Origin of the sequence: Cytobacillus stercorigallinarum (genome assembly GCF_014836495.1) — a bacterium.
GTDB lineage: Bacteria > Bacillota > Bacilli > Bacillales > Cytobacillaceae > Cytobacillus > Cytobacillus stercorigallinarum.
This window is the reverse complement of record NZ_JACSQT010000005.1, coordinates 179,994-205,979: the sequence shown is the minus strand read 5'-3', so window position 1 is coordinate 205,979 and position 25,986 is coordinate 179,994. Positions and strand designations below refer to the sequence as shown.

19 protein-coding genes are annotated in these 25,986 nt (G+C 36.8%); 16 read left to right on the top strand and 3 right to left on the bottom strand.

Annotated elements, in window-relative coordinates; all coding sequences use genetic code 11:
* The first annotated feature begins 44 nt into the window (after positions 1-44).
* From H9655_RS12425 to H9655_RS12365, 13 genes are all read left to right on the top strand, one after another.
* The gene (locus H9655_RS12425; RefSeq protein ID WP_191814393.1) at positions 45-818 is read left to right on the top strand and encodes a 2,3-dihydro-2,3-dihydroxybenzoate dehydrogenase; all 774 of its coding nucleotides are present in this window, start codon (positions 45-47) and stop codon (positions 816-818) included.
* Between the two features lie 21 nt (positions 819-839).
* On the top strand, positions 840-2,000 hold the full coding sequence (locus H9655_RS12420) for an isochorismate synthase (RefSeq protein ID WP_191814391.1): 1,161 nt from the start codon (positions 840-842) through the stop codon (positions 1,998-2,000).
* A gap of 20 nt (positions 2,001-2,020) precedes the next feature.
* Positions 2,021-3,640 (top strand): (2,3-dihydroxybenzoyl)adenylate synthase, encoded by a 1,620-nt coding sequence (locus tag H9655_RS12415; protein ID WP_191814389.1) that lies wholly within the window; start codon positions 2,021-2,023, stop codon positions 3,638-3,640.
* Positions 3,641-3,655: 15 nt separating this feature from the next.
* A complete protein-coding gene (locus tag H9655_RS12410) occupies positions 3,656-4,540 on the top strand; it encodes an isochorismatase (protein ID WP_191814387.1) in 885 nt (294 codons plus the stop codon).
* A 15-nt stretch (positions 4,541-4,555) separates the two neighbouring features.
* A complete protein-coding gene (locus tag H9655_RS12405; protein WP_191814386.1) occupies positions 4,556-11,662 on the top strand; it encodes an amino acid adenylation domain-containing protein in 7,107 nt (2,368 codons plus the stop codon).
* Positions 11,659-11,871 carry an MbtH family protein gene (locus H9655_RS12400; protein ID WP_191814384.1) on the top strand — a complete coding sequence of 71 codons (213 nt, stop codon included), beginning with the start codon at positions 11,659-11,661 and terminating at the stop codon, positions 11,869-11,871. Before H9655_RS12405 ends, H9655_RS12400 begins: the two co-directional genes overlap by 4 nt.
* A 5-nt stretch (positions 11,872-11,876) precedes the next feature.
* Positions 11,877-13,259 carry a DHA2 family efflux MFS transporter permease subunit gene (locus H9655_RS12395; protein ID WP_225230612.1) on the top strand — a complete coding sequence of 461 codons (1,383 nt, stop codon included), beginning with the start codon at positions 11,877-11,879 and terminating at the stop codon, positions 13,257-13,259.
* A 21-nt stretch (positions 13,260-13,280) separates the two neighbouring features.
* Positions 13,281-13,964: a 4'-phosphopantetheinyl transferase family protein gene (locus H9655_RS12390; protein WP_191814379.1), complete on the top strand. Its 684-nt coding sequence runs from the start codon at positions 13,281-13,283 to the stop codon at positions 13,962-13,964.
* Positions 13,965-14,211: 247 nt separating this feature from the next.
* The gene (locus H9655_RS12385; RefSeq protein WP_191814377.1) at positions 14,212-15,795 is read left to right on the top strand and encodes a PucR family transcriptional regulator; all 1,584 of its coding nucleotides are present in this window, start codon (positions 14,212-14,214) and stop codon (positions 15,793-15,795) included.
* A gap of 214 nt (positions 15,796-16,009) precedes the next feature.
* Entirely contained in the window at positions 16,010-17,476 is a 1,467-nt protein-coding gene (locus tag H9655_RS12380; protein ID WP_191814375.1) for a CoA-acylating methylmalonate-semialdehyde dehydrogenase, read from the top strand.
* A gap of 16 nt (positions 17,477-17,492) precedes the next feature.
* Positions 17,493-18,845 (top strand): aspartate aminotransferase family protein, encoded by a 1,353-nt coding sequence (locus H9655_RS12375; RefSeq protein WP_191814373.1) that lies wholly within the window; start codon positions 17,493-17,495, stop codon positions 18,843-18,845.
* A 238-nt stretch (positions 18,846-19,083) separates the two neighbouring features.
* Positions 19,084-19,371, top strand: coding sequence for a DUF3219 family protein (locus H9655_RS12370; RefSeq protein WP_191814371.1), 288 nt, complete (start codon positions 19,084-19,086; stop codon positions 19,369-19,371).
* A 117-nt stretch (positions 19,372-19,488) separates the two neighbouring features.
* Complete coding sequence (locus H9655_RS12365; protein WP_191814369.1) at positions 19,489-20,463, top strand: bile acid:sodium symporter family protein; 975 nt, start codon at positions 19,489-19,491, stop codon at positions 20,461-20,463.
* A gap of 152 nt (positions 20,464-20,615) precedes the next feature.
* Here the strand turns inward: H9655_RS12365 and H9655_RS12360 are convergent, their stop codons facing one another.
* Positions 20,616-21,794 carry an MFS transporter gene (locus H9655_RS12360; protein ID WP_225230611.1) on the bottom strand — a complete coding sequence of 393 codons (1,179 nt, stop codon included), beginning with the start codon at positions 21,792-21,794 and terminating at the stop codon, positions 20,616-20,618.
* 253 nt (positions 21,795-22,047) lie between these two features.
* Here H9655_RS12360 and H9655_RS12355 point away from each other — a divergent pair, with 253 nt between their 5' ends.
* From H9655_RS12355 to H9655_RS12345, 3 genes are all read left to right on the top strand, one after another.
* Positions 22,048-22,248: an IDEAL domain-containing protein gene (locus H9655_RS12355; RefSeq protein ID WP_191814366.1), complete on the top strand. Its 201-nt coding sequence runs from the start codon at positions 22,048-22,050 to the stop codon at positions 22,246-22,248.
* A 41-nt stretch (positions 22,249-22,289) separates the two neighbouring features.
* Positions 22,290-23,357 carry a DmpA family aminopeptidase gene (locus tag H9655_RS12350; protein ID WP_225230623.1) on the top strand — a complete coding sequence of 356 codons (1,068 nt, stop codon included), beginning with the start codon at positions 22,290-22,292 and terminating at the stop codon, positions 23,355-23,357.
* A 149-nt stretch (positions 23,358-23,506) separates the two neighbouring features.
* Complete coding sequence (locus H9655_RS12345; protein ID WP_191814364.1) at positions 23,507-23,956, top strand: GNAT family N-acetyltransferase; 450 nt, start codon at positions 23,507-23,509, stop codon at positions 23,954-23,956.
* Positions 23,957-24,121: 165 nt separating this feature from the next.
* Here the strand turns inward: H9655_RS12345 and H9655_RS12340 are convergent, their stop codons facing one another.
* A complete protein-coding gene (locus H9655_RS12340) occupies positions 24,122-25,144 on the bottom strand; it encodes a DUF1646 family protein (RefSeq protein ID WP_191814362.1) in 1,023 nt (340 codons plus the stop codon).
* Positions 25,145-25,263: 119 nt separating this feature from the next.
* Positions 25,264-25,791: a GbsR/MarR family transcriptional regulator gene (locus H9655_RS12335; RefSeq protein WP_404826094.1), complete on the bottom strand. Its 528-nt coding sequence runs from the start codon at positions 25,789-25,791 to the stop codon at positions 25,264-25,266.
* Between the last annotated feature and the right edge of the window lie 195 nt (positions 25,792-25,986).

Here is a 25,986-nt window from a genome sequence, read left to right as displayed (position 1 = left end):
TACTCTTAATTGAGAATGATTATCTGTTGAGAAAGGGTGTTTCGATGCTTAAAGGAAAAGTTGCAGTCATCTCAGGTGCCGCAAAAGGAATGGGTGCCGCTTTAGTCAAGCGTCTCTGTTTAGAAGGTTGCCAGGTGGTTGGCTTAGATATTGAAGCAGATAAACTAAAACAACTATCAAAAGAGTTATCAAACCAGGAGTATCAGTTTGAAGGATACATTTGTGATATTTCAAATAAAGCACATGTCACAGATACAATACAACTAGTAATAGAAAAATATAAAGCGATTGATATTCTTGTCAATGTCGCTGGTGTGATTTCCGTCAATCCGATTCAATCTATGACAATGGATGAATGGGAACATACTTTTTCAGTCAATACAAATGGGGTGTTTTATCTATCCCAAGAGGTGAGTAAAGTGATGATTGCCAAGCAATCAGGGGCAATTGTTACTGTTAGTTCAAACGCAGCATCTGTACCGAGAACATCCATGTCAGCGTATTGTGCATCAAAAGCTGCTTCCCTCATGTTTACAAGATGTTTAGGGTTAGAGCTTGCAAAATACAATATCCGCTGCAATATTGTCTCACCAGGTGCCACTGATACAGATATGCAAAGAGATTTCTGGATGAACGGTGCGATAGAGCAAGGAATTAAGGGTGTTCAAGAAGAATATCGCGTAGGTATTCCTCTACAAAAAATTGCCACTCCGGAAAATATTGTTGATTCGATTCTATACCTCGTTTCAGATCAGGCAAGTCATATCACAATGAATAATATTGTAATAGATGGCGGAGCGAGCTTAGGTGCACAATGACGAAAAAAGAGGTGGATATTAATGGCGACATTACAAGAAAAGAGCATCAATGAAATAACTGATTTATATAATGAAGGCGATAGTTTCATTGGTTTCCCCATGCAGCATATTTTAGCAAAGGGGAAGGAAGTAGAATTACATAGGGAAGAACAAGAAGGAAAAACCTTTAGCGAACGAGTGGATTTGCTTTGGCAGAAATGCCCCCGGACATATGGACATCATGATTTGATGATAGGTGCCTTTCCTTTGAATCAAAAGGATGAGTCCACCTTATTTATCCCAAAAGAAGTGATGATGGAGAAACCGTTCACTCGTACAAGATATCAAGCAGGAAGTCGTCTCTCGCTACCTAATAAGGTTAAGTTTCATCCACAGCCACAAGAATATATGATGATGGTCGAAAAGGCTGTAGCGAGAATAAAAAATGCGGAGCTTAAAAAAGTGGTTTTAGGCCGTTTAATGCAGATTGAGTTTAGTAAAGATGTAAATATTCGTTATGTTTTACAGAATTTATTAGCAGATAATGAGGATAAATTTAATTTTGCGGTTCCTTTATTAGATGAAAAAAGTACATTGATAGGATCTAGCCCGGAATTGCTGATTAAAAAAGTGGGAGGGAAAGTGATTACGAATCCTTTAGCAGGTTCAAGGCCGAGAATGGCGAACGAAGAGGATGATAAAAAAATGGCTGAAGAATTAAGTTGCTCTGAAAAAGATTTATATGAACATCGCCTTGTCGTTGAAGCGATAGAAAGAAATCTTAAGCCTTATTGTAAAACATTAACTGTTCCCGCTCAACCTTCTGTTATTTCTACAAAAACGATGTGGCATCTTTCAACAAGAATTGAAGGGGAGTTGTATGACGAGGGCGTTTCATCTGTTCAATTAGCCGAGAGTATTCACCCGACACCGGCTATTTGTGGTACACCAGCAGTTGAAGCTTATCAATTGTTGAATGAACTAGAACCATACAATCGTCATTATTTTACAGGGATGGTTGGTTATAGTACAAGAAACGGTGATGGGGAGTGGGCGATTTCAATTAGATGTGCAGAACTGAGTCAACGACAAATGAAGTTATTTGCTGGAGCTGGAATTGTTGCTCAGTCAGTACCGCAAGAAGAATGCGATGAAACGGCTGCCAAACTTAAAACGATGTTAAGTGCATTAGGTATTGAATAATTCATAAAGGAGAGTTGTAAATGTTACAAGGATATACACCGTGGCCAGATGAATTGGCGACAAAATATCGCTCAAATGGTTGTTGGACTGGTGAAACATTTGGAGAAGTATTAGAAAGGATGGCAACATTAACACCGACATCCATTGCACTCATTGAAGGAAATCGTAAAGTTACTTATGAAGAGCTAGATGAGAGAGCCAACCGCTTAGCCTATGGATTCATTCATCTTGGGATAAAAAAGCAAGATCGCGTAGTATTGCAACTTAGCAATAGCATTACCTTTTTTGAAATTTGTTTTGCGCTATTCCGGATTGGTGCCCTCCCTATTTTCTCTTTGCCGTTACATCGCCAAACAGAAATTACTTATTTTTGCGAACATACAAAAGCCGTTGCTTATGTGATACCTGATGTTTTTGATAGACATGATTATGTGAAGATGGCCAGAGAAGTGAAGGAAAAAGTCCATACATTACAACATATAATTGTCGCGGGAGATGAGCAGGAGTTTTTAAATGTTGAAGCACTAATGTCTGAAGGATCTTCTGTGACTCTACCAACTATTACAGGGAGTGACTTAGCATTCTTCCAATTATCTGGTGGGAGCACAGGATTGCCTAAGTTAATTCCGAGAACACATGATGAGTATTTATATAGTATTCGAAAAAGTGTAGAAATCTGTGAATTAAGTGAAAGGACGAAATATCTTGCTGTATTACCAGTTGCACATAACTTCACGATGAGTTCACCAGGTGTATTTGGTGTCTTATACGCTGGTGGGTGCATCGTATTAAGTCCCGATCCTAGTCCAGATACGGCTTTTCCATTAATTGAAAAAGAAAAAATAAACTTTACTTCACTCGTTCCTCCACTTGCAATTATTTGGATTGAAGCTAGTAAGACAAGAGATTATGATCTTACTAGTTTAGAAGTGATTCAAGTAGGAGGGGCAAAATGTAGTGCAGAAGTAGCGAAAAAAGTGGGGCCTAGTTTTGGCTGTACACTACAACAAGTTTTTGGCATGGCTGAGGGCTTGGTTAATTATACGAGATTAAATGATGCAGAGGAAAAAATCGTTTATACACAAGGAAGACCCATGTCTGAATTTGATGAGATTCGTATTGTAGATGAAGAGGATCAGTCTATTGCCGTTGGTGATACGGGCCATTTACAAGTAAGAGGTCCTTACACAATCATTGCGTATTACAATGCAGAAACCCATAACGAAAAAGCATTTACTCATGATGGCTTTTATCGGACAGGAGATATTGTTAAACAAACGGAAGATGGTTATTTAATCGTAGAAGGAAGAGATAAGGACCAAATTAATCGCGGTGGAGAAAAGATTGCTGCTGAAGAGGTTGAGAATTATTTGCTCTCACATGAAGAGGTGTTAGATGCAGCAATTGTCAGCATGCCAGATGCCTTTCTTGGTGAAAGATCTTGTGCATTTATCATCTCTCAAAAAGAACAGCTGACAGGTCAAGCTTTGAAGTCGTTTCTACAATTAAAAGGAATTGCCGCATTTAAAATACCTGACCGTTTTGAATTTGTGCATGAGTTTCCACAAACGCCACTTGGAAAAGTAAGTAAAAAAAGCTTAAGAGAAATCATCCAAGAAAAATTGGCCACAAAAATATAAAAGGAGCGATTCCCTATGTCAATACCAAAAATCAAAACCTATCCATTACCTGAGGCAAATAATTTACCAAAAAATAAAGTAGATTGGCAGCTTGATAAAAAGCGTGCAGTCCTGCTTATACATGATATGCAAAATTATTTTGTCAACTACTATGAGAATGATTCTCAATTGATTAAAGAGATGATTGAGAAGATTGCTAGTATAAAAGCCTATTGTCAAAGTGCAAATATTCCTGTTGTCTATACCGCACAACCAGGTAATCAAAAAGATGAAGACCGTGCCTTATTAACCGATTTTTGGGGGCCAGGACTCACAGAAGATGAAGCACAAACAGGTATTGTACCTGCGTTGGCACCAACAGACAATGATACGATTCAAACAAAATGGAGATATAGTGCTTTTAAAAAATCAAATTTACTTGATCGCATGAAGGAAGAGGGTCGTGATCAACTTATTATATGTGGTGTGTACGCACATATTGGTTGTTTAGCTACGGCAATGGAAGCATTTATGTATGATATCCAACCATTTCTTATTGCCGATGCAGTAGCTGATTTCTCTTATGAGGAACATATACAGGCATTAAATTATACAGCTACTAGATGTGGCAAAGTTTTATTAACTGAAGAATTACTCTATGATTTATCAACAAATAATGTAACTAATGATGTTCATAGTGAAGTGAAAGCAAAAGTAGCAGCGATGCTTGAAATCTCCCCTAATGAAATTAAGGATGATGATGATTTAGTGAGCTTAGGGTTAGACTCCATTAGGATGATGACGTTAGTAGAAGAATGGCGAGCTGAAGGAGCAGATGTAAACTTTATGAAAATGGCATCAAATCCAACCTTACAAGCTTGGTATGAAATCTTTCGAGAAACAAACGAAGTCTATTCTTAAAAGGAGGCACATGGAATGATCAGTGAAGCAACCAAGCTGCAAGCGACAGATGCCCAAGCTGGCATTTGGTACGCTCATGAATTGGATGAACAGAAGACAGCATATAATACGGGTGAATATGTAGAGATAAACGGACGAATCAACGTCTCGTTATTAATCGAAAGTATTAAAAGCACCGTTCAAGAAGCAGACAGTCTCCATGTCACTTTTTATGAAGAGGCTGGGAATTTATATCAAGTTCTGCAAAAACCGACCGAAGTGCCTGTTCAATATATTGATGTGAGTTTAATGGAGACTCCTAAGCAAACGGCTATTGATCTTATGAAAGATGATTTGTCACTTTCAATTGACTTGGAAAATGGTCCTGTATATAAGCAAATTCTCTTTAAAATAGCTAGTGATGAGTATCTTTGGTATCAGAAAATCCATCATATTGCCTGTGATGCGTTTGGCTTTTCATTAATAACGAACAAAGTAGCAAGCACGTATTCAGCATATCTAAAAGGAAAGTCCGTGCCGGAGCCAGCTTTTAAACCACTGTCTCTATTGGTAGAATCAGAGAATAATTATAAAGAATCTCCATTATATTTGGAAGATAAAAAATATTGGAACGAGAAGTATAAAGGTGTCACGCAAGACGTTTCCTTGTCTCAGAATGAGTTTGACTCTTCTGAGGCAACATCTTCTATTAAAATAACTAGAAAATTAACAGCCGCAGAGTTTCAAATGTTAAAGAACAAGGCGAAAGAATGGAAAATCGCTTGGCCGCATCTCGTGATTGCAGCTATGGGGATCTATCAATATAAGTTAACGGGGGATCGCAAGAGTTTATTAACAGTGCCGATGATGAATCGTTCTACAGTTGCGATGAATATTCCAGCAACAACAATGAATATTCTGCCATTAATGCTTTCATTTTCTCATGAGTCCACTTTTAACAGTCTGGTGAAAGAAGTTGTAAATGAAACCAGGAAGAATAGTAAACATCAACAATATCGTCAAGAGCAATTACAAAGAGATTTAGGATCCATTGGTCAGAGTAGTTTTTTGAACTCTTTTCAAGTAAATATTATGCCGTTTACGTATCAACCGATTTTTGGCGAAATCACTGCCACAACTTATAAATTAGCAACTGGGCCCATTGATTTAATGAATATGAATATGTTTGAGCAAGATGGAGATGGCAGTCTAAGGGTAGATATTGAAGCAAATGGTACAAAGTTTCAACAATTAGAAGTAGAGCAACATGCAAGTAGAATCATCCATTGGCTAAAGAGATTACCAAGTATTGATGGCGGGCAACCTATTTGGCAAATCAATTTGTTATTAGATGAAGAAAACACGTTGATGAGAAAAGATATAGGCTATGATCCATCTGAAAGCGTTCATCCGCTTATTCAATTCAAGGAAATGGTAAAAAAATATCCTCATCACCCGGCATTAGAATATAGTGGTGAAATATGGACATATGAACAGTTGGATAAGGTGACTTCAGAATTAGCAGCAGAAATGATTAGCACTGGGCAGCATTATCCTTTTATTGCCGGGATAGCTGTTAGCCGTTCAGCCAATATTTTGATTGCCATATTATCTGTTTGGAAAGCTGGCGGTGCCTATGTGCCAATTGATATCGATTATCCTGAGAGTAGACTCAACTATATGTTAAGGGATAGTCAAACACAACTGATTCTTACTGATACAGAAGGGGAACAGAAACTGCCAAAAAGTTTCCAACCGTATCTTATGAACATCGATATTTATAAGGGTGAGAGTGAAACTTTGCTACCGTTCGTAAATAATGGAGATCCTGCGTATATGATTTATACTTCAGGTTCAACCGGTAATCCAAAAGGTGTGCTCGTACCTGCAAAGTCACTTTCTTATTTCTTATCGGCCATGAATAAGCATTTACAATTAACCCATATGGATCGCTTTTATGCTTTAACGACGATTTCTTTTGATATTTCGATTTTAGAATTGATTTTACCTATCACTGTCGGAGGCACATGTGTAATCGCTAAAAATGCAGTCATTTCAGATCCACCAATCATTGTTAACGAATTAAAAGAAAAGCACATAAGTGCGGTTCAAGCAACACCGACACATTGGCAAATGCTCCTGCCATTTGTTACTGATGAATTAAAGAATGTCAAAGTATTAGTGGGAGGAGAAAAACTTCCTTCACATACAGCAAAGGAAATGCAAGCGTTATGCAAAGAAGTGCATCATGTGTACGGACCAACTGAAACGACAATTTGGTCTACTCATGATGAATTAACATCAATTGATGGTTTTTCTGCTCCACCACTTGGAGACGTTCTTGCAGGCACAGAAATTTACATTTTGGATGAAAATCTGCAACTAGTTGCTCCGGGAAGACCAGGTGAAATCTATATTGCAGGAGAGGGTGTTACTTACGGTTACTATCGTAAGCCAGCGCTCACTTCTTCAAGGTTTGTCGCGAACCCATTTGCAAAAAACGGTCAAAGAATGTATCGCACAGGAGATATAGGCATAAGAGATGTTTCTGGAAGACTTCATTATGTGAAAAGAAGTGATGATCAGGTTAAAGTCCGAGGTCACCGGATGGAGTTAGGTGAGATCGAGCATCATTTGTCAGCACACCCTAATGTTAAAAGCTGTAAAGTGATTGTAAGAGAAGATCAACCGGGAGATCAACGGATAACTGCTTATGTAATAGCGGCTGAAAGCGAGAAGAGAACAAGTGAAGAATTCATTTCATACTTACGTGAGTTTTTACCAGATTATATGATTCCTAGTTTCTTCATGTATTTGGACGCTTTCCCAATGACCCTAAATGGAAAGTTAAATTTGCGTGAATTACCTCATCCACAGGTAAGTAACGCTGTCAATACAGATGAGGAATGTTGGACCCCTTTGCAGAAGGATGTCTACCATATCTTCCAACAAACATTAATGCTGAATGAAATAAGCGAAACTGATTCGTTCTTTGCCCTTGGTGGCCATTCGCTACTTGCTTCCCAATTACTTGGTAAGCTCCGTGAGAGGTTCGGTCTAAGTTTATCCTTCTCACTATTTTATCAAAATCCAACGATGCAATTTATCGTAGAACAAGTGACAAAACAAACCGACACCAAGTTTGAAGGTAGAAAGTTAAAGCCATATAAGAGAGAACAGCATGCACCAATGAGTCATGAACAAAAAAGGTTATGGTTTATCGAACAAACAGAAAATGTAGCTTCTACTTATTATATTCCTGTAATAATCAAGCTGAAAGGTGGACTCGCAACGGAAGCTTTATTCGAATCTTTAGTTGAGGTAATGAAAAAACATGAAGCGTTGCGCACGGTGATAGACACAATAGATGATGAAGTATACCAAAGGATATTACCAGCAGATGAAGCAACATTGAAATACTTTGAAAAAACGATTAATCGAAGTGACCTCAATCATGAGATTGAAGAAGCAATCAAGACACCAATCGATTGGGAAAATGAATTAGGTTGGCATAGTTTTCTATTTAAAATAAATGAAGAAGAGCATGTATTATGTATTGTTTACCACCATCTATTCGCGGATGGGTGGTCAATCGCACCATTTATGGATGATTTATCAACAGCATATGAGGCAATTGTTGAAGGCAATCAAGCAGTTTTATCTGCCTTACCTATTCAGTATGGCGATTATTCCTTCTGGCAACAGGAAATATTCGTGCATGATATGGAGGAAAAGCTAGCATATTGGAAAAAACAATTAGCTCATCTACCTGAGGCCATTCCACTACCATATGGGGTTGAAAGACCAGAAAAAAGAAGGGTTGAAGGTGGCCGATTGACTTTTGAGATGGATAAAAACCTTTATCGACAACTCAATCAGCTAGCAAAAGATGAAGATGTTACGTTGTTTATGGTTCTGCAATCAGCATTAGCAACATTGTATCATCGTTTAGGCGCTGGAGATGATATCCCATTTGGTACACCAGTAGCTGGAAGGAATGAGTCGTCGTTACAAGCAATCGTTGGCTTCTTTGTTAATACAATCGTTTTACGTACGGATGTGTCGGGCAACCCATCATTTTTACAGTTACTACATCGCGTAAAGAAACAAAATATGAGTAGTTATGATCAGCAAGACACACCGTTTGATAAAGTAGTAGAGGCGATTAACCCAACCCGTTCTAATAAAGTACATCCATTATTCCAATCAATGATTATTATGCAAAACACACCACAACCCACTTTTAAGGTAGAGGGAGTGGAAGCAGAAATTCAAATTAACGGAACGAACACAGCAAAATTTGACTTAACTTTTGAATTTTGGCAAGCATCTAATCAAGAAACGTTGGAAGGTGCGATTGAATATCGAAAAGACCTTTATAAGGATGAACAAATCCAACAATTATTGCAGCAATGGTTGACTCTTTTAAACTCAATCATTGCCACGCCTAATCAATCTGTCGGTCAGTTACCTATTCTAATAGAAGCAGACAAAAATGAGTTATTGCATCTCCAATCGAAAAAAGTAACGGCGAAACAAGAACATATCGTTCATCACTTTGAACAAATGGTAGAACAATACCGGGATGAAATAGCGGTAACCTATGAGGAGACATCAATCAGTTATCAACAGCTAAATGACAGGGCAAATCAGCTAGCTCGATTGTTAGTGGATAAAGGTGTAAAAGCGAATGATTTTATCACGATTTCATTACCACGGTCCTTGGAGTTGATTACAAGTATTTTAGCAGTATTGAAAGCTGGTGCGGCTTATGTACCAATAGATCCGGATTATCCAGAAGAGCGCAAACAATATATCCATCAAGATGCTGGTGCGATTATGATGATTACTGATAAAAAACAGGCAGAACACAGAAATCAAATGATATTTGATCAACAATTACACCAACAATTGACAATGTACGATCCTTCTAACTTGGAAGAAAATGAACGGAATGAGATACATCCTAGTTCACCAGCTTATATTATTTATACATCAGGTTCTACCGGTAAACCAAAAGGAGTACTTGTTCCTCACCGTAATGTGGTACGACTGTTTGCATCAACGAATCAATGGTTTTCTTTTGATCATGATGATGTTTGGACACTTTTCCATTCGTATGCTTTTGACTTCTCTGTTTGGGAGATATGGGGCGCATTATTATTTGGTGGAAAACTAGTAATTGTCCCATACGAGACGACAAGAAATCCACAAGCTTTTTTACAATTATTAGTTAAAGAACGAGTGACTGTGTTAAATCAAACACCATCAGCATTCTATCAATTAATGGAAGCTGAAGAAGAAAGAATTGATTTATCAGATATGTTGAGAATCAGATATATTATTTTTGGTGGAGAGGCGCTAGAACTACCTAGATTAGAAAGTTGGTATAACCTGCATACACTGGCAAAAACAAAGCTTATTAACATGTACGGTATTACAGAAACAACCGTTCATGTCAGTTATTTAGAATTAACGAAAGACAAAATTCGTCAATCTGCTAGTAGTTTAATTGGTGAAGGAATCCCTGATTTAGGTGTATATATTTTAGATGATTACCTTCAACCTGTTCCTAAAGGTGTCATCGGAGAAATGTATGTAACCGGGGATGGGCTCGCCCATGGTTATTTAAATCAACCCGCACTGACAGCGGAAAGGTTTGTTGCTAATCCATATGGATCAGCAGGAAGCCGAATGTATAAAACTGGAGATTTAGCAAAATGGACAGAAGATGGTTCACTTGATTATATTGGTCGCTCTGATCATCAAGTGAAAATCCGTGGTTTCCGCATCGAGTTGGGTGAAGTAAATGCAGCCCTTCTTCAATATCCTGCTATTAAACAAGCAGTAACAACAGTATTAACGATGCATGGTGATAAGCAATTGGTTAGCTACTTCATCTCTCATGATGAGGTTGATTATAAAGAACTGAGACAATTTTTACAAACGAGATTGCCAAAATATATGGTTCCGAATCACTTCGTTAAAACAGATGATATTCCGTTAACGAACCACGGGAAATTAGATATGAAAGCTCTCCCGAAACCAGAAATGGAGGTAATACAAGGGGATAGGCATCTACCTAGAACGCCACAAGAAGAGATGCTTACGCAGTTATTTGCTGAAACCCTACATTTATCTGAAGTAAGTATCGATGATAGCTTCTTTGATTTAGGAGGCCATTCGTTATTAGCAGTGCAATTAATGAAAAAAATAGAATCAACATTTGGCAAAGAATTAGGCATTGGTGTGCTGTTTGAAGCGCCAACTGCTGCCCAACTTGCAAAAGTGATTGAAGGGGATGCTGAAGAAGGCGCATCATTACAGTCATTATTGGGTTTACGAAAAACAGGAAGTGAGACGCCATTATTCTGTGTCCATCCAGCAGGCGGTTTAAGCTGGTGTTATGCTGGATTGATGTCGAAACTAGATAGTCGTTTTCCCATCTATGGTCTACAAGCAAAGGGGATTAAAGAAAAGAAAAATAAACCTATAAGTTTAGTAGAAATGGCGAAGGATTATATCGAAGAAATTCGTTCTGTTCAACCAAAAGGTCCGTATCGCTTACTTGGCTGGTCGTTAGGAGGCAACGTTGTTCATGCAATGGCAGTTGAATTACAAAAGCAAGGAGAAAACATTGAGTTTTTAGTCATGATGGATTCCTATCCAGGCCACTTCATTTCTATGAATGAAGAAGAAGCAGAAGATGATGCGTTAATTGCGATGCTAGCACTTGGAGGATATGATCCTCTAGAAGTGAAAGGCGATCAATTAACGATACAATCTGTAAAAGAATTACTTCAGGAAAAAGGTAGTGTACTTGCATCATTGGATGAGAAAACCATCGAAAATCTTAAAGAAACGTATCAAAATTCCGTTCGGATTATGTCTGAATATGATCCAGAAGTATATAAGGGAGATATCATTTTCTTCAAGTCAACGATTGTTCCAGAGTGGTTTAAAAATGATGATCCAGCGAGATGGTTACCATATGTTCATGGCAGAATGAGACAATATGATATTGCTTGCCGTCATAAAGACATGTGTCAGCCAGAGCCTTTAGCAGAAATAGGAGAAGGAATCGCAAGAGAGTTAGAGTGTTTAATTGAAAATAAGCAATTAGAAGGGAGTCTACAAACATGAGTAACCCATTTGATCAAAAAGATTCTATGTATTTCGTTTTAATGAATAATGTGGGGCAGTATTCATTATGGCCAAGTTATATTGATGTACCAACAGGTTGGCAAGTGGTTTGGGGTGAAACGACCCTTTCCAGCTGCCATCAATATATTGAAGAGCATTGGGAAAGTCTACTTCCAAATGAAAAAGAGAAGGAAAGTCTATCACTCTAATGAAAATGGATAAAAAAGTTAAATACCAAAGAAGAGTATTATGTACAGTGTATATTCTAGCTATGTTTATGGCGGCATTAGACGGAACAATCGTCTATGTCGCACTTCCTTCGATTGCTGCTGAACTGGGCGTAACATCCGCTCAGTTAAGTGGATTGACTGTCTGGTATCTTGTTGGCGTTAGTATGATTTTACCTTGTGCAGGGTACTTAGGTGATCGTTTCGGTAGTAAAAAGATGTTTATCGTTAGCTCACTAGTTTTTACATTCGCTTCTTATATGTGTGCCTTAGCAGATTCAGTATCGATGTTAAACATCGCAAGATTTTTTCAAGGATTAGGAGGCGGCTTGTTTGCCCCTATAGGCATGGCGATGATTTTTCGGACGTTTTCAATTGAAGAACGTCCGAAACTATCGCGGTCTTTCGTCATTCCTATTGCCATTGCACCCGCCCTTGGTCCGATAATTGGTGGATTAATCGTGACTTATTTGCCTTGGCAGTGGATCTTCTTAATTAATATTCCGATTGGCTTGTTCATCGTCATAATCGGTGCACTATTTTTACAGGAAAAACATAAGTATATGGGTAAAAAGCTAGATGTTAAAGGGTTCTTTTTAATGGTGGTTGGTTTTCCATTATTCATGTATACGTTGAATAAACTAACAGCAGGAATGAGTCTGCCAATAATTGTTTTAGGAATCATTGGGCTAGTGATGATCGTTACATATGTTTTTCATGCATTAAAAACAGAGCATCCATTATTGAACTTAAAATTATTGGAGGAAAAGACATTTAAACGAATAAGTATGCTCTCCTTTCTTGGAGCGGCAGGCTTACAAGGTTTCTTGTATTTATTCCCAATTATGTATCAATATACGACTGGTGCCTCACCATTAAAAAGCGGATTAACCATTTTTATTGAAGCGATTGGTTTAATGGTAGCATCAAGAGTGATGCCCCTGACATTAAAGCTTCTAGGCGTATATCGTGTGATTGTCTATGGATTCTTTTTATCCAGTGTTTTTTTCCTACTCATCAGTTGGATAGGCCCTACTGGTTCGATCATCGGGTTACAAATTTGTTTATTTGGAATTGGACTGACGTTAGGACATGCAGTGATTGCCATGCAATATACGGCATTCCATCATATTAATAAAGAGAAAATGTCGCAAGCAACCACATTATTTAATGTGCAGAACCGCTTAGGTGCAGCAATGGGGATTGTGATTATTTCTTTAATTATCAGCCTGTTTTCAATTGAAAATGAACAATTATATCAAATAGCTATTATTAGTTGTGCCGTTCTTCTACTCGCCGCGGGCTTGTTTGCGATCAATAGTCAAACTGCTATTAAGTCAACTTCACCAAAAATGAAAAAAGCAAGCTAGTAAAAGAAGGAGGGGAAAGGTATGCTTGAAGTTTTTGCTTGTCGATTACCACAAGTACAGTCAGAGGTAACTTTTCATCGTTATTGTGACTTTTTACCACCATTAAAAAAAGCACAAATCCACCGTTATAGGAGAATGGAAGATGCATATCGAACGTTAGTAGGTTATCTATTATTAAGAAAAGTACTTATGAAGAAGTTACCTAACGTTGATTTTACTATGATGCAATTCAGCAAATATGGTAAACCTTATATGAACTCAGACCCTTTGCTTTCCTTTAGCTTGTCCCATTCAGGTGATTGGTGTGTGTGTGCCGTTGGAACCGATGGAATGGTTGGGATAGATTTAGAAAAAGTAACTAAACCAAAGCCAGAGTTATACTCCCTTTTGTTTCGAGAGGAAGAAGAGTGTAGGGGAGCGAAAGATTTTTTTAATCGTTGGACGATAAAAGAAAGCTATTTAAAAGCCATCGGTACGGGTTTACTTATAGACCTTCAAGAAATTGAACTCGAAGAAAAAAATCGGAGTGAATTCGATGTCTACCATCAACAAAAATGTTATCCGGAAGGAAAAGTAAAGGTTTATAACTTTCTAAGGCAATATAGCTTATCACTTTGCACATTGTCTACCGAGGAAAGACTTCCTCAACACCTGCAACTCGTCACATTTGAAGAAATGATTGAACCCAGCGCACAAACAGTATAAAGCGCTGGGTTTTATTTACGAGCAACATTTATGAGATGGGACTCATAAAGCATTCTTGCTGAGGAGGGAGATTCGCTTATTTGGTTACGTGAAGGGAGAATGTTTGATAGGGGAATGCTTTAATGCGTTTAAATTGGAGTATTTCTTTTATTCAATTAACTGAATGTAATAAATGTGCCTATATTATTTGACAATTTGTCTAGTAATCAATTAATATTCTATATATTCAGAATATAGGAGGGCGAAAATGAAATCCTATTTAACCGTCAATGATATCTTGCAAAGGAAGCATTTTGATCAAATTGAAATCGTTGCAGGGAAAGATGGATTAGTAGATCAAGTAAAGTGGGTTCATATTGTTGAGGTAACGAAAATAGGTAATCTTCTAAAAGGCAATGAATTAATTCTTTCAACTGCAGTTGCATGGCGAGAGAGAAAGGAATTATTTATCTCAATTGTACAACAGCTAATTAAGTCGAATGCAGCAGGCTTGTGTATTGAATATGGTACTTATACGAAAGGCATACCTCATGAAATCATCTCAATGGCTAACAAAGCGAATTTCCCCATTATCCTCATATTAAAGGAAGTTCCTTTCGTTGAAATCACGCAGGATATTCATACTTCTTTAATTAATCAGCAATATGATATGTTAGCAAATTTAGAAAAAATCTCTCATATCTTAAATAAGAAACTTCTTTCTATTAATCATTATGATGAACTTTTGAAGGTCATTTATGAAGAATTGCAAGTGCAAATCCTATTGTTATTTCAAGATGAAAGTGCGAAGTTTTATCCTGTACTACCGGAAATAAAAAGAGAAAATATACTAAAGAAAGTGCAAGCCCAACAAGAATCATCACGTTTTGTCGTAAGAGCTACTATTGAACTTTTAGGTGAGAAATTTGCTGAACTTATCATTATTTCTTCATCCCATCAATTAACAGAATATGATCAGCTAATTGTAGACAGAACAGCTAACGCTTTAGGACAATTCTTTATTCGTGAATTATATGTAGAAGAAAAAAGAAGATTAGAAGAAAGTGAGTGGGTTAATTCTTGGTTAGAAGGCAAGGAAACGCCTCCTTCATTATTAAATCATGCATCTGCCTATTTACCAAAAACACCTAGAGGGGCAGTAGTATGTGTCTATCAAGTGGAAATGTTAGAAAACCTAACCTATTTCAAGTTGTATTTTCGCTCCATATTAGAACAAAAAGGTTTTTCCCTCTTAGCTGTTGAGAAGCACAAAGCCATTGTCTTTATTTTATTTAATGAAAGAGGGGTAACGGATTGGAAGAGGCGAGTAGTACAAGCAATTGAAAAAATGAAGCAATTATTCTCGGATATGCAATCAGACAAGACTTTCAACTTTGGAATTGGAAAATATGTTTCTGATTTGAATGCAGTACATGAGAGTTATCAAACGGCATTAGAAACGATTCAAGTCAATCAACAATTTTATCATCGTTCGCATTTAAGTATGTTTTATGATGATCTACATATATTTCGCATTATCTCAGTTGCCAGTAGACATATGAATTTACAAGGAATGATTGAAGAATATTTAGGACCGATGATTGCATATGATACGGCACATCAATCAAAGTTAATGGAAACATTAAAAATGTACTTAATTTGTAATGGCTCCAAAAAAGATACGGCACAAAAACTATATATTGTTAGGCAAACATTATATCACCGGTTGGAAAAAATTGAGCAGCTATTAGGTTCCGATTTTATGAGTCATGAGAAAAGATTGGCATTGGAGTTTATGCTATTAAGTTATGATTTTATCCAGCGCCCAATCGATATAAAACAAATCAAGTAAACTTAGAATAAACCGTCTCTAATAGTAGTCGGTTTATTTTATTTGTTCCGATTTTCTATTTGAGACACTGATTTCAAAACTGACCCTATTCTTTAATATAGACCGTTTGTTTAAGAATGACCGTTATCCTTTTTACAGTATGTCTAATGAAAAGAAGGTAGTAAATAAGAGATAATGAAATCAGAATAATCAATCTTTAATAGGAGGTTTGATGATGAGCGTAATTGAACAGGAAACAAAAACATTACAGAATTTTATTAATGGCCAATGGGTAGCTTCACAATCTACAGAAACAATGGAGGTGCCTAACCCAGCAACTGGTGCAATTATTGCAAAGGTACCTATTTCCACAAAATCAGATGTAGATCAAGCAGTAGAGGCAGCAGGAAACGCTTTTCAAACTTGGAAAAAAACACCGGTTTCAAAAAGAGCGAGAATTCTCTATAAATATCATCATTTATTAACGGAAAATCATGAAAGATTAGCAAAATTAATCGTAGAAGAGAATGGCAAAGCATATAAAGAAGCATATGGGGAAGTGCAAAGGGGAATTGAATGCGTAGAATTTGCCGCTGGTGCACCAACGTTAATGATGGGAGAAACTTTGTCGACGATTGCAGAGGACATCGATTCACAAATGTTTCGTTACCCACATGGAGTTGTTGCTGGTATCACACCGTTTAATTTTCCAATGATGGTTCCTTTGTGGATGTTTCCACTTGCCATCGCATGTGGGAATACTTTTGTTCTCAAACCATCAGAGAGAACACCTATTTTATCTAATGAATTGACGAAGTTGTTTATGGAAGCTGGTGCACCAGCTGGCGTCTTAAATGTTGTCCATGGCGCGCATGATGTGGTGAATGGCTTACTCGAACATCCCCTCGTTAAGGCGATTTCATTTGTTGGTTCTCAACCAGTCGCGAAATATGTCTATGAAAAAGCGGCTTCTTACGGCAAAAAAGTGCAAGCTTTATCAGGAGCGAAGAATCATCATATTGTTATGCCAGATGCGGATATGGAGAAAGCGATTGGTCATATTATTAGCTCAACATTTGGCAGCGCTGGCCAGCGTTGTATGGCTTGTAGTGCGGTCGTTGTAGTAGGGGAGGGATCAGAGTTTGTAGAAAAGCTTTCACAAGCAGCAGATGATTTAATCATTGGTGATGGCTCTAATGAAGAAGTGCTGCTAACACCAGTTATAAGAGATTCTCATCGCCAAAAAGTTTTAGGATATATCGAGAAAGGCATTGAAGAAGGAGCAGAGCTGTTACGTGATGGCAGGGCTGTTATGACAGAAATGGAAAAAGGTACATTTTTAGGTCCGACAATTTTTGATCAAGTCACACCTGATATGACAATTGCGAAAGATGAGATATTTGCCCCAGTACTAAGTTTACTGCGAGCGAAAGATTTAGATGAGGGATTAGCTTATATTAGTCAATCAAGATATGGAAATGGAGCAACGATATATACAAAAGATGCGCGTGCTGTCCGTCAGTTCAGAGAAGAAGCAGATGCAGGCATGTTAGGTATCAATATTGGTGTTCCAGCTACAATGGCCTTTTTTCCTTTCTCTGGTTGGAAGGATTCGTTTTATGGAGATTTGCACGTGAACGGTAAAGATGGTGTTAATTTTTATACTCGGAAGAAAATGATTACCTCACGTTTTGATTATTAATAAGGAGGGGAAGGGCATGGCTGAAATTAAGGAAGAGAAGGGATTGCTTAAGCAAGATGAAGAAGTCGTTTGGCATGCGATGAAACCATTTAGCCCTAATAGCACAATTATAGCGGAAAAAGCAGATGGTGCTTGGGTTACTGATCATGAAGGTAATCGTTATTTAGATGCAATGGCAGGGCTATGGTGTGTGAATACAGGTTATGGTAGAAAAGAGCTCGCAGAAGCAGCATACGAACAATTAAAAGAGATGGCTTATTTTCCTTTATCACAAAGTCATACACCAGCGATAAAGTTAGCTGAAAAACTAAATGAAATGCTCGGTGGCGGCTATGTATTCTTCTTTTCAAATAGTGGGTCAGAAGCGAATGAAACCGCATTTAAAATCGTTAGACAGTATTATAAGCAAAAGGGAGAACATGAACGCTACAAAATAATTTCTAGGTATCGTGGGTATCATGGGAATACGATGGCAACACTTGCAGCAACAGGCCAGGCGCAAAGAAAATATAAATATGAACCGCTCGCACCTGGATTTATTCACGTCGCACCACCTGATATGTATCGCCAACCGGAAGATGAAGCCTTGGCACCTACTAAGCTGCAATCAGTACAGGATATAGATAAGGTAATGACGTGGGAGCTAAATGAGACTGTGGCAGCTGTCATAATGGAACCAATTATTACAGGTGGCGGAGTGATTATGCCACCAGAAAACTATATGAAAGGTGTAAAAGAGGTTTGTGAGAAGCACGGGGCATTGCTCATTAGTGATGAAGTCATTAATGGCTTTGGTCGCACGGGTGAACCATTTGGATTTATGAACTATGAAGTGTCACCAGATATTATTACGATGGCAAAAGGGATAACAAGTGCGTATTTACCTTTATCAGCTACCGCAGTGAAAAAAGAAATCTATGATTATTTCAAAGGAACAGCAGAATATGATTACTTTCGCCATGTGAATACTTTTGGAGGTAACCCTGCTGCTTGCGCTTTAGCATTGAAAAACTTAGAGATTATGGAAGATGAGAAGCTGTACGAACGGTCAAAAACGGCCGGTGAAGCGCTAAAGAGAACATTACGTCAAAAGCTGCAACATCATTCTTATGTAGGGGATGTTAGAGGAAAAGGTTTATTAATCGGTATTGAGTTAGTAGAGGATAAGGCGACGAAGGAACCGTTAGCGGTGGAGTATGTGAATAAGATAATTTCCGGATGTAAAGACAATGGGGTATTAATTGGTAAAAACGGAGCAACTGTGGCAGGATATAATAATATAATTACACTTGCGCCACCGTTAAATATAACTGAAAGTGATATTGATCTTTTAGTTGATACGTTAACAGAGCAAATAAACAAACTTTGATTATACTTTGCACTGGCTGCTATAGTTAGCATGCCGGTGCTTTTTTCCATAGGAGTTAAATGTATGCGCAAAAATGTAAGCGGAGTCATGACTTGAGTAGATTTTTATTTCATTTAATTAACTTTTTTTATCTGGAAAAAAGATGGATGGTTTAATGTGTTTATGAAGTAAGCAAAACAATATAACCTCCCCTCATTATTTGCTAGAATAATAAATGAAAGAAAGGGAGTAGATGAAAATGGTTCAAGAGATTCAATTAAACAATTATTTATTACCTATTAATCAATTTAAGGAAACATCTGTAAATGGTTTAAAGCAAATTGCCATAGACTTTAAAGTAACGAGTGAGAACTATCATGATGTTGCCGTGCTTTTATATGAAGAAAACTTTGATGTGCAAGTGCCGGCGAATAATCTTAGAATGAAAGCCAAAATTATTCAATATTATACATCAGTAACAAACCTGTATCGTGAAGGTGAAATTGGCGACTATCATGTAACTTTACAGGAAATTTCGTGTGAATAATCAAGGGTAGCGTAATATTGTGCTCATAATGCATAATATTACGTTTTTATTTTATCGGAAAAATCATTGCTAAAAAGTGTTAAAATATATCTGTATAAAAAGAGAAAGGAGTGAGGGATGATATTAACGAAAATAAACAGTCAGTTAGATAAAATGATGCCCTTGATCACTCCTACCAGTGTCATATTAGGTATATGCTTTGCTGTCTATTTAAAAAACCTAGATCATCTTATCCCATGGATCTTTGCGTTTATGACATTCGCAGGTAGTTTGAAGGCAAATTTTACATCGATGAAAGAAGCGATCACCCACCCTTTGCCACTATTTATCGTCTTATTTGTTCTACATATTTTTATGCCATTGTGGGCATTTACTGTTGGTCATATCACTTTTCCAAATGATACTTATACAATTACTGGTTTAATCTTAATGATGGCAATACCTACGGGCATCTCTAGTTTAATATGGGTTTCCATTTATAAAGGCAGTATTCCATTGACGTTAACGATTATTCTCGTTGATACATTATTATCACCAATACTCGTTCCACTTACATTAAAGCTCTTAGTAGGGGCAAAGGTGGAAATGGATGTCATAAGCATGGTGAGTGGGTTATTCATGATGATTGTCATTCCATCTATTTTGGCAATGATTGTTAATTCAATCACAAAAGAGAAGGTTTCAAACATACTTAGTGCAAGACTTGCGCCATTTTCTAAAATAGGTATGGCTACTGTTGTAATGATTAACAGTGCGGTTGTATCATCTTACTTGACAGCCTTTGATTTACGCTTATTAGCATTAGTTGTCATCGTTTTCTTTATAGCCTTTACGGGATATTTAGTAGCCTTTTTAATTGCGAGAAAAATAGTAGGGAAAGATAGAGAAGCAGTGATTGCGATTACTTTTAATGGTGGGATGCGTAACATTAGTGCAGGCTCTGTCTTAGCCGTTGCTTATTTCCCACCGCCAGTAGCTGTGCCCGTTGTTATTGGCATGCTTTTTCAACAAATATTAGCGGCTTTATTTGGGATGATTATCAATAAAGTTGAAGAAAAGGATAGACTGAATGAGAGGAAAGAGGCAGTGTGACGAAGAAAAGAGACAGTCCCATGCAGGGGGGCTAATCTTGAAGTTGGTAGTTTTTGGTTAAACCATCATTAAAAACCCGAAAAGCATTTGAAACACAATTGGAAAATGTTTTTCGGGTTTTTCTATTAGGTTCTTTTTTTCTTGCAACATAGTTAGCGGTTCTTTTTCATTTGTAATAACATGCCAATATAGATGAATAAAGAAACAACAACTGAAATGGCAGCGACGATGTAGATAGAGCTATATCCTAAGTAAAAAGCAATTTGTCCAAACATAATTGATCCAATACCGATTCCTAAATCAAAAAAGGAAAAGAATGTGGCATTGGCCATTCCTCTTCGATTAATTGGTGCTTCTTTAACAGACCAAGCTTGCAGAGCTGGTTGGATGGTACCGAAACCAAAACCGTATAAAATAGCCGCGGTAAATAGAATCGCATTACTTGGTAACCATGCGAGTAGAAGCATGGCTACAATAATAAGGAGCACACCTGGAATAAATACAGCTTGATGCCCTCTTTTATCATAAATTCTACCTGCAAAAGTACGGCTGATGAGTAGAGCTAAAGCATAGAGAAAGAAATACCATTCAATTCCATCAATCCCTTTTTGTAATGAATAGATAGGTAGAAATGTAGCAATCCCTCCAAATGTAACGGTAACAAAGAAGATTAATATGGAAGGTGGGAGAGCGGATTTCTCGTAAACATCAAACTTTTTCTTCTCTACAACACTAGCAGTATGGTCAACTTCCTTATATTTTATGAATGATGAAAGGATAAAAGCAGCGAGTCCTAATAAAGAACAAATAAGAAATAAGGAGGTAAAACTAATATTACCAATAAGTGCTAATCCTAATGTAGGACCAAATGCAAGCGCTAGATTACCTGATAGACCAAAGTAACCCATCCCTTCTCCCCGTCTTTTCTGTGGAATAAGATCTGTTGCGATAGTCCCTGATGCTGTTGTAGAGAATCCCCAGCCTAATCCCTGAACTAATCTGAGTATGAGTAGAAAGGCAATACTCGTAATAAAGCCAATGACGCCAACGGAAAGAACGAATACAGCGAGTCCGATAAGAAAGACAAATCGCCTGCCTTTTGATTCCAATGCATGTCCCGCAAAAGGGCGCATAATAAGCGATGAAAAGGTGAATATCCCGATGACTAATCCGATTAATTGATCATTGCCACCAAGTTCTTCGACAAACAAAGGCAATGTTGGTAATGTCATTTGAAAACCTAAAAATACAAAGAAGTTTGCAAAACAAATTAATGTAAAATCCTTTGTCCAAATTCTTTCTTTTTGTAATGAATTTGTTGATTGATCCAAATACCCCACCTCGTTTACAAATATATATACCAATAGATATATTTTGATTCCCTAAATATCCATTATAGTAAAGAAAATTATATTTGCAAGGAAGTGGATAAACTATTTTAAAAAGGTTTATCTCAAGATATTACTGGGTAATATTTATATTAACAACTATTAAAAATAGTGTATAAGATTAATTTCATTTAAGAATTGAATTATCTGAAATTTTTTGTTATAATAGAAAAAAGGTCAAGGGGTTGATTTCAAAATGGAAAAGTACACGCTTAACTCAACAGTCCAAACCGATGAAAACCAATACTCAGTCGTAGCGGAACAAGTGTTAAATAAGGCTATACTTGACTTCAGAATGAAAAAGCTCCGCCAAGAAATTGATAACGCTCTTGAAGAAAGAAATGAAGAGAGATTTATGGCATTAACTGATGAATTAAATAAGTTAACAAATGAATAAAAAAAAGCAACCTTTCTTCGAGGAAGGTTGCTTTTTTGGTAATGAAAGAAATGGAGAGAAAAGGATTGAAAATACGAGACAGAGGAATAATCATTGGTAGGATACCTACAGGGAAAAATAATTGCTTGATTGATGTTCCAGGGGTGAGAGTTGGTCATAAAACCATTGATGAAAAGACGGAAACAGGATATGCCTGTACAGGTGTCACAGCAATTTTGCCACATGGTGGTAATTTATTTAAAGAAAAAGTAGTGGCGACATCATATGTTATTAACGGTTTTGGTAAAACAACGGGGTTGGTACAAGTAAATGAATTAGGACAGATAGAATCGCCCATTATGTTAACCAATACATTTTCAGTCCCGGCTGTTACACAAGGTACCCTACAATATATGTTACAAGAGAATAAAGACATTGGAGATACAACAGGGACGATTAATATCGTCACCGGAGAGTGTAATGATGGTTTACTGAATTCAATAAGAGAAATGGTTGTTACGCCAAAAGATACGATGGAAGCGATCTCGCATGCTTCAACAAATCCAGTGGAAGAAGGTGCAGTTGGTGCAGGGAAGGGGATGATATGTTTTGGCTATAAGGGAGGGATCGGTACCTCTTCTAGAAAATTGTCAATAAATGACGAAACATTCTTTCATGTAGGATGTCTCGTCTTAAGTAATTTCGGAGGAAAACCTGAATTCCCTTTTGAACGCTATTTTAAAAACAGCGTAAATCCTCCTTTAGCGTTAGATAAAACAGCTGATGGTTCGATTATTATTGTATTAGCAACAGATGCTCCTTTAAGTGATCGGCAATTACATCGAGTTGCTAAAAGATGTGGAATTGGACTGGGAAGGACGGGGAGCCATTATAGTCATGGTAGTGGAGATATTGTGATCGCTTTTTCTACTGCAAATACAATAAAGCATCAACAATCAGCTTATTTGAATACGATGAAAACTTTAAGAGAAGATCATTCGATTATGAATGATCTATTTGTAGCAGCAGCAGAAGTAACAGAAGAAGCAATTATGAACTCATTATCCCAAGCCGAAACGACTGTTGGCAGAAATGACACGGTTGTACACTCCTTATTTGATCTAGCTTAATGTAAGAAGAGGATCAACATGTCCATACGAGCTGTTTCTGTATGAAGAAATATCCCTTCTTTTTGTTTGCATTTGTAATGTCGGATACATTTGTCTGTTTATGGCAGGCAAATTTCAATATAAAATGTTTAGAAGGAGAAAAGGTATCTATGGGATATGAATATATTGTTTACAATACAACCCCTGAAGCAAAAGTGTTAAATGATATTTTGAAACTTCATAAAGACATTTTTGGAACCTCAGATTCTTTGATTAGCCACATGCAGCGTCAATCTAAATTGTTGGTTATAATTGCAAAGGATGGCGAGAAAACAATCGGATATAAGATTGGGTATGCCATTGATCGCACGAAGTTTTATAGTTGGCTAGGTGGAATAGATTTTAATTATAGAAAACAAGGTATTGCATCAATGCTAATGAAGAAGCAACATCAGTATTTAAGAAATAATGGTTTTCATATTGTACAGACAAAAACAATGTATAAGTGGCGAAATATGTTGATTTTGAATATAAAAAGTGGGTTTGACATTATTCATACTTATACAAATGAAAAGGGCCTACATAAAATCATCCTTGAAAAGAATTTACTTAATAATTAGACCAATATAATTCCTTTATCTTAGTTATTCGCAAATTTTTATTCATCTACAAATATTGAAGCGGAGACATTTACGATTCAATTTGTCTCCGCTATTCCTCTATTATGTGAAGTTTTAATAATATAAATCATCAGCGTTTTGCCAGAAAGATAGACATACAAATGGTTATTGTATAAACAATAGCACAATAAAAAAAGCAAGCATACATACGAGTCCGATAGGTAATCCGATTTTCGCCCATTCTTTACTAGTAATATTTAATTTACCGGCTGCAATAATATTCGGGATATTGCCGGGAACAAGCATTCCACCGCTGATTAAAAGACCGAGTAATATCGCTTGAATGGTCTGATCACTCATAGAAGGGCTAATTTCCGCAGCAGCTAATGTCGCATTATCAAGTACTGCAGATAGCATATTTATCCAGTACAGAGCTGAAGGTGTGAGGTTGATTAAATATTGGTTAATTAAAGGTTCAAATCCAGCCCCTAAAAATGTTAACCCCATGACGAAGAAATAAATTTTTAATGAACGGATACTTATTTCACCGTATCCTTCTGCTTCATTTTGCCCCATTTTACTGAATTTATCTGTTTGACTAGGTGGCTTAACTAAAATAGCGGCTAGTAAGCCGAAGAATAATAGGGCAATTAGAATTTCTTTACCAACTAAATTGATAAGGAAAAAGAAATCCTCATTCAATTTACTAATAGCAATTGTGGAAAGTGGTTCACCAATAGGTGTTAAAGATGCCCCTAAACCAATAGAAAAACAGGAAAGAACAACAAAAATGAGTAATGACCGTCTATGTAGTGTAAGGGAAGAAGTGATAAGGACAAGAATGAGTGCGGCAATAATAGCAGTAATAACACTTGAAATTAGTCCTAAAAAGATCACTGTGAAAAAAATAAAAAACCAAAAGGGTACACGTTCACTAACATAGACGACTGAATTTTGCAATCCACGCTGAAACCACTTGAATAAGACACCTGCAATAAAAACCGCTATAGCGATATTAATTGGTGCAATTGCTGCTTTAAAAAATAATGCTTCCGTATAGACTTGACTAATAAAAACAGCTAGAACGCCCATAAAGAAAAGAAATATTTCTAAATTCTCTTCGACTACTTTTGAAATAAAGGGCAGAAATAAGACAAATAAAAAAATGATGATCAGTCCAGTTAACATATAACAATCCCCATTTAATTGTTTTTCCTAACCTTTAGTAATGGTTGGATATGTTATATATATGAAAAGAAAGGACAAACTTTACAATAAATATTTAAGAAAAGTTTCATGCCGTTTTTTTAGTATGGCTTCGGTACATGTTTAAATACTTCACCACTTTCAAAAAATTCCACAAGATTAGCCAACCATTTGTAGTATTCCATCCATTCCTTTGCTTCAGCCAATAAGTCATTTATCTTTAATTCATCTTCGATCGTAAGTTCCTTTTTTGATGTGATATTATGAAGTTCTTCTTTTATTTTCTTTTCAAATTGTTTGTTTTTTTGTATCGCTTTTTGCCAATTGGAAGTGAATAGTGATACGAACGTTTGGTAGTAGTCTTGTTCTACGTTGTATAAGTCTTTACGGATGCCTTTCTCGAATACTTTTTCCGCAATATTTAGCTCCACCATTTCTCTTACTACTTGACTCATTCTTGTTTTGCTCATGCCAGTTGCTTCCGATAATTCGCTAAGTGTCATCGGTTTTCGGTGCATATAAATAATCCCTAACACTCTGCCGACAGTCGAAGACACACCATACGTGTTCATATTATCCGCTATTCTATCAACAAAAATAGATTCAATATGATCTAAACTTTCGCTCAATCCAATCACCCTTTCAATATAAGGATCATTTAGTTAATGACAATGTACCATATTTGAAAAAATTTACATAATCATACTTTGTAGAGTAATTCGTATGATTACGTAGCTATTATAAGATATAACGAGTAAAAACTTTATACAATATTTATTTTAACTATTTTTTATAAAATATGTACACTTTGTAAACTTTTTATT

Excerpts from the sequence above, each read along its gene's own strand:
- H9655_RS12425 (WP_191814393.1), top strand. The coding sequence starts at position 45 with ATGCTTAAAGGAAAAGTTGCAGTCATCTCAGGTGCCGCAAAAGGAATG.
- H9655_RS12420 (WP_191814391.1), top strand. The coding sequence starts at position 840 with ATGGCGACATTACAAGAAAAGAGCATCAATGAAATAACTGATTTATAT.
- H9655_RS12415 (WP_191814389.1), top strand. The coding sequence starts at position 2,021 with ATGTTACAAGGATATACACCGTGGCCAGATGAATTGGCGACAAAATAT.
- H9655_RS12410 (WP_191814387.1), top strand. The coding sequence starts at position 3,656 with ATGTCAATACCAAAAATCAAAACCTATCCATTACCTGAGGCAAATAAT.
- H9655_RS12405 (WP_191814386.1), top strand. The coding sequence starts at position 4,556 with ATGATCAGTGAAGCAACCAAGCTGCAAGCGACAGATGCCCAAGCTGGC.
- H9655_RS12400 (WP_191814384.1), top strand. The coding sequence starts at position 11,659 with ATGAGTAACCCATTTGATCAAAAAGATTCTATGTATTTCGTTTTAATG.
- H9655_RS12395 (WP_225230612.1), top strand. The coding sequence starts at position 11,877 with ATGGATAAAAAAGTTAAATACCAAAGAAGAGTATTATGTACAGTGTAT.
- H9655_RS12390 (WP_191814379.1), top strand. The coding sequence starts at position 13,281 with ATGCTTGAAGTTTTTGCTTGTCGATTACCACAAGTACAGTCAGAGGTA.
- H9655_RS12385 (WP_191814377.1), top strand. The coding sequence starts at position 14,212 with ATGAAATCCTATTTAACCGTCAATGATATCTTGCAAAGGAAGCATTTT.
- H9655_RS12380 (WP_191814375.1), top strand. The coding sequence starts at position 16,010 with ATGAGCGTAATTGAACAGGAAACAAAAACATTACAGAATTTTATTAAT.
- H9655_RS12375 (WP_191814373.1), top strand. The coding sequence starts at position 17,493 with ATGGCTGAAATTAAGGAAGAGAAGGGATTGCTTAAGCAAGATGAAGAA.
- H9655_RS12370 (WP_191814371.1), top strand. The coding sequence starts at position 19,084 with ATGGTTCAAGAGATTCAATTAAACAATTATTTATTACCTATTAATCAA.
- H9655_RS12365 (WP_191814369.1), top strand. The coding sequence starts at position 19,489 with ATGATATTAACGAAAATAAACAGTCAGTTAGATAAAATGATGCCCTTG.
- H9655_RS12355 (WP_191814366.1), top strand. The coding sequence starts at position 22,048 with ATGGAAAAGTACACGCTTAACTCAACAGTCCAAACCGATGAAAACCAA.
- H9655_RS12350 (WP_225230623.1), top strand. The coding sequence starts at position 22,290 with ATGAAAGAAATGGAGAGAAAAGGATTGAAAATACGAGACAGAGGAATA.
- H9655_RS12345 (WP_191814364.1), top strand. The coding sequence starts at position 23,507 with ATGGGATATGAATATATTGTTTACAATACAACCCCTGAAGCAAAAGTG.
- H9655_RS12340 (WP_191814362.1), bottom strand. The coding sequence starts at position 25,144 with ATGTTAACTGGACTGATCATCATTTTTTTATTTGTCTTATTTCTGCCC.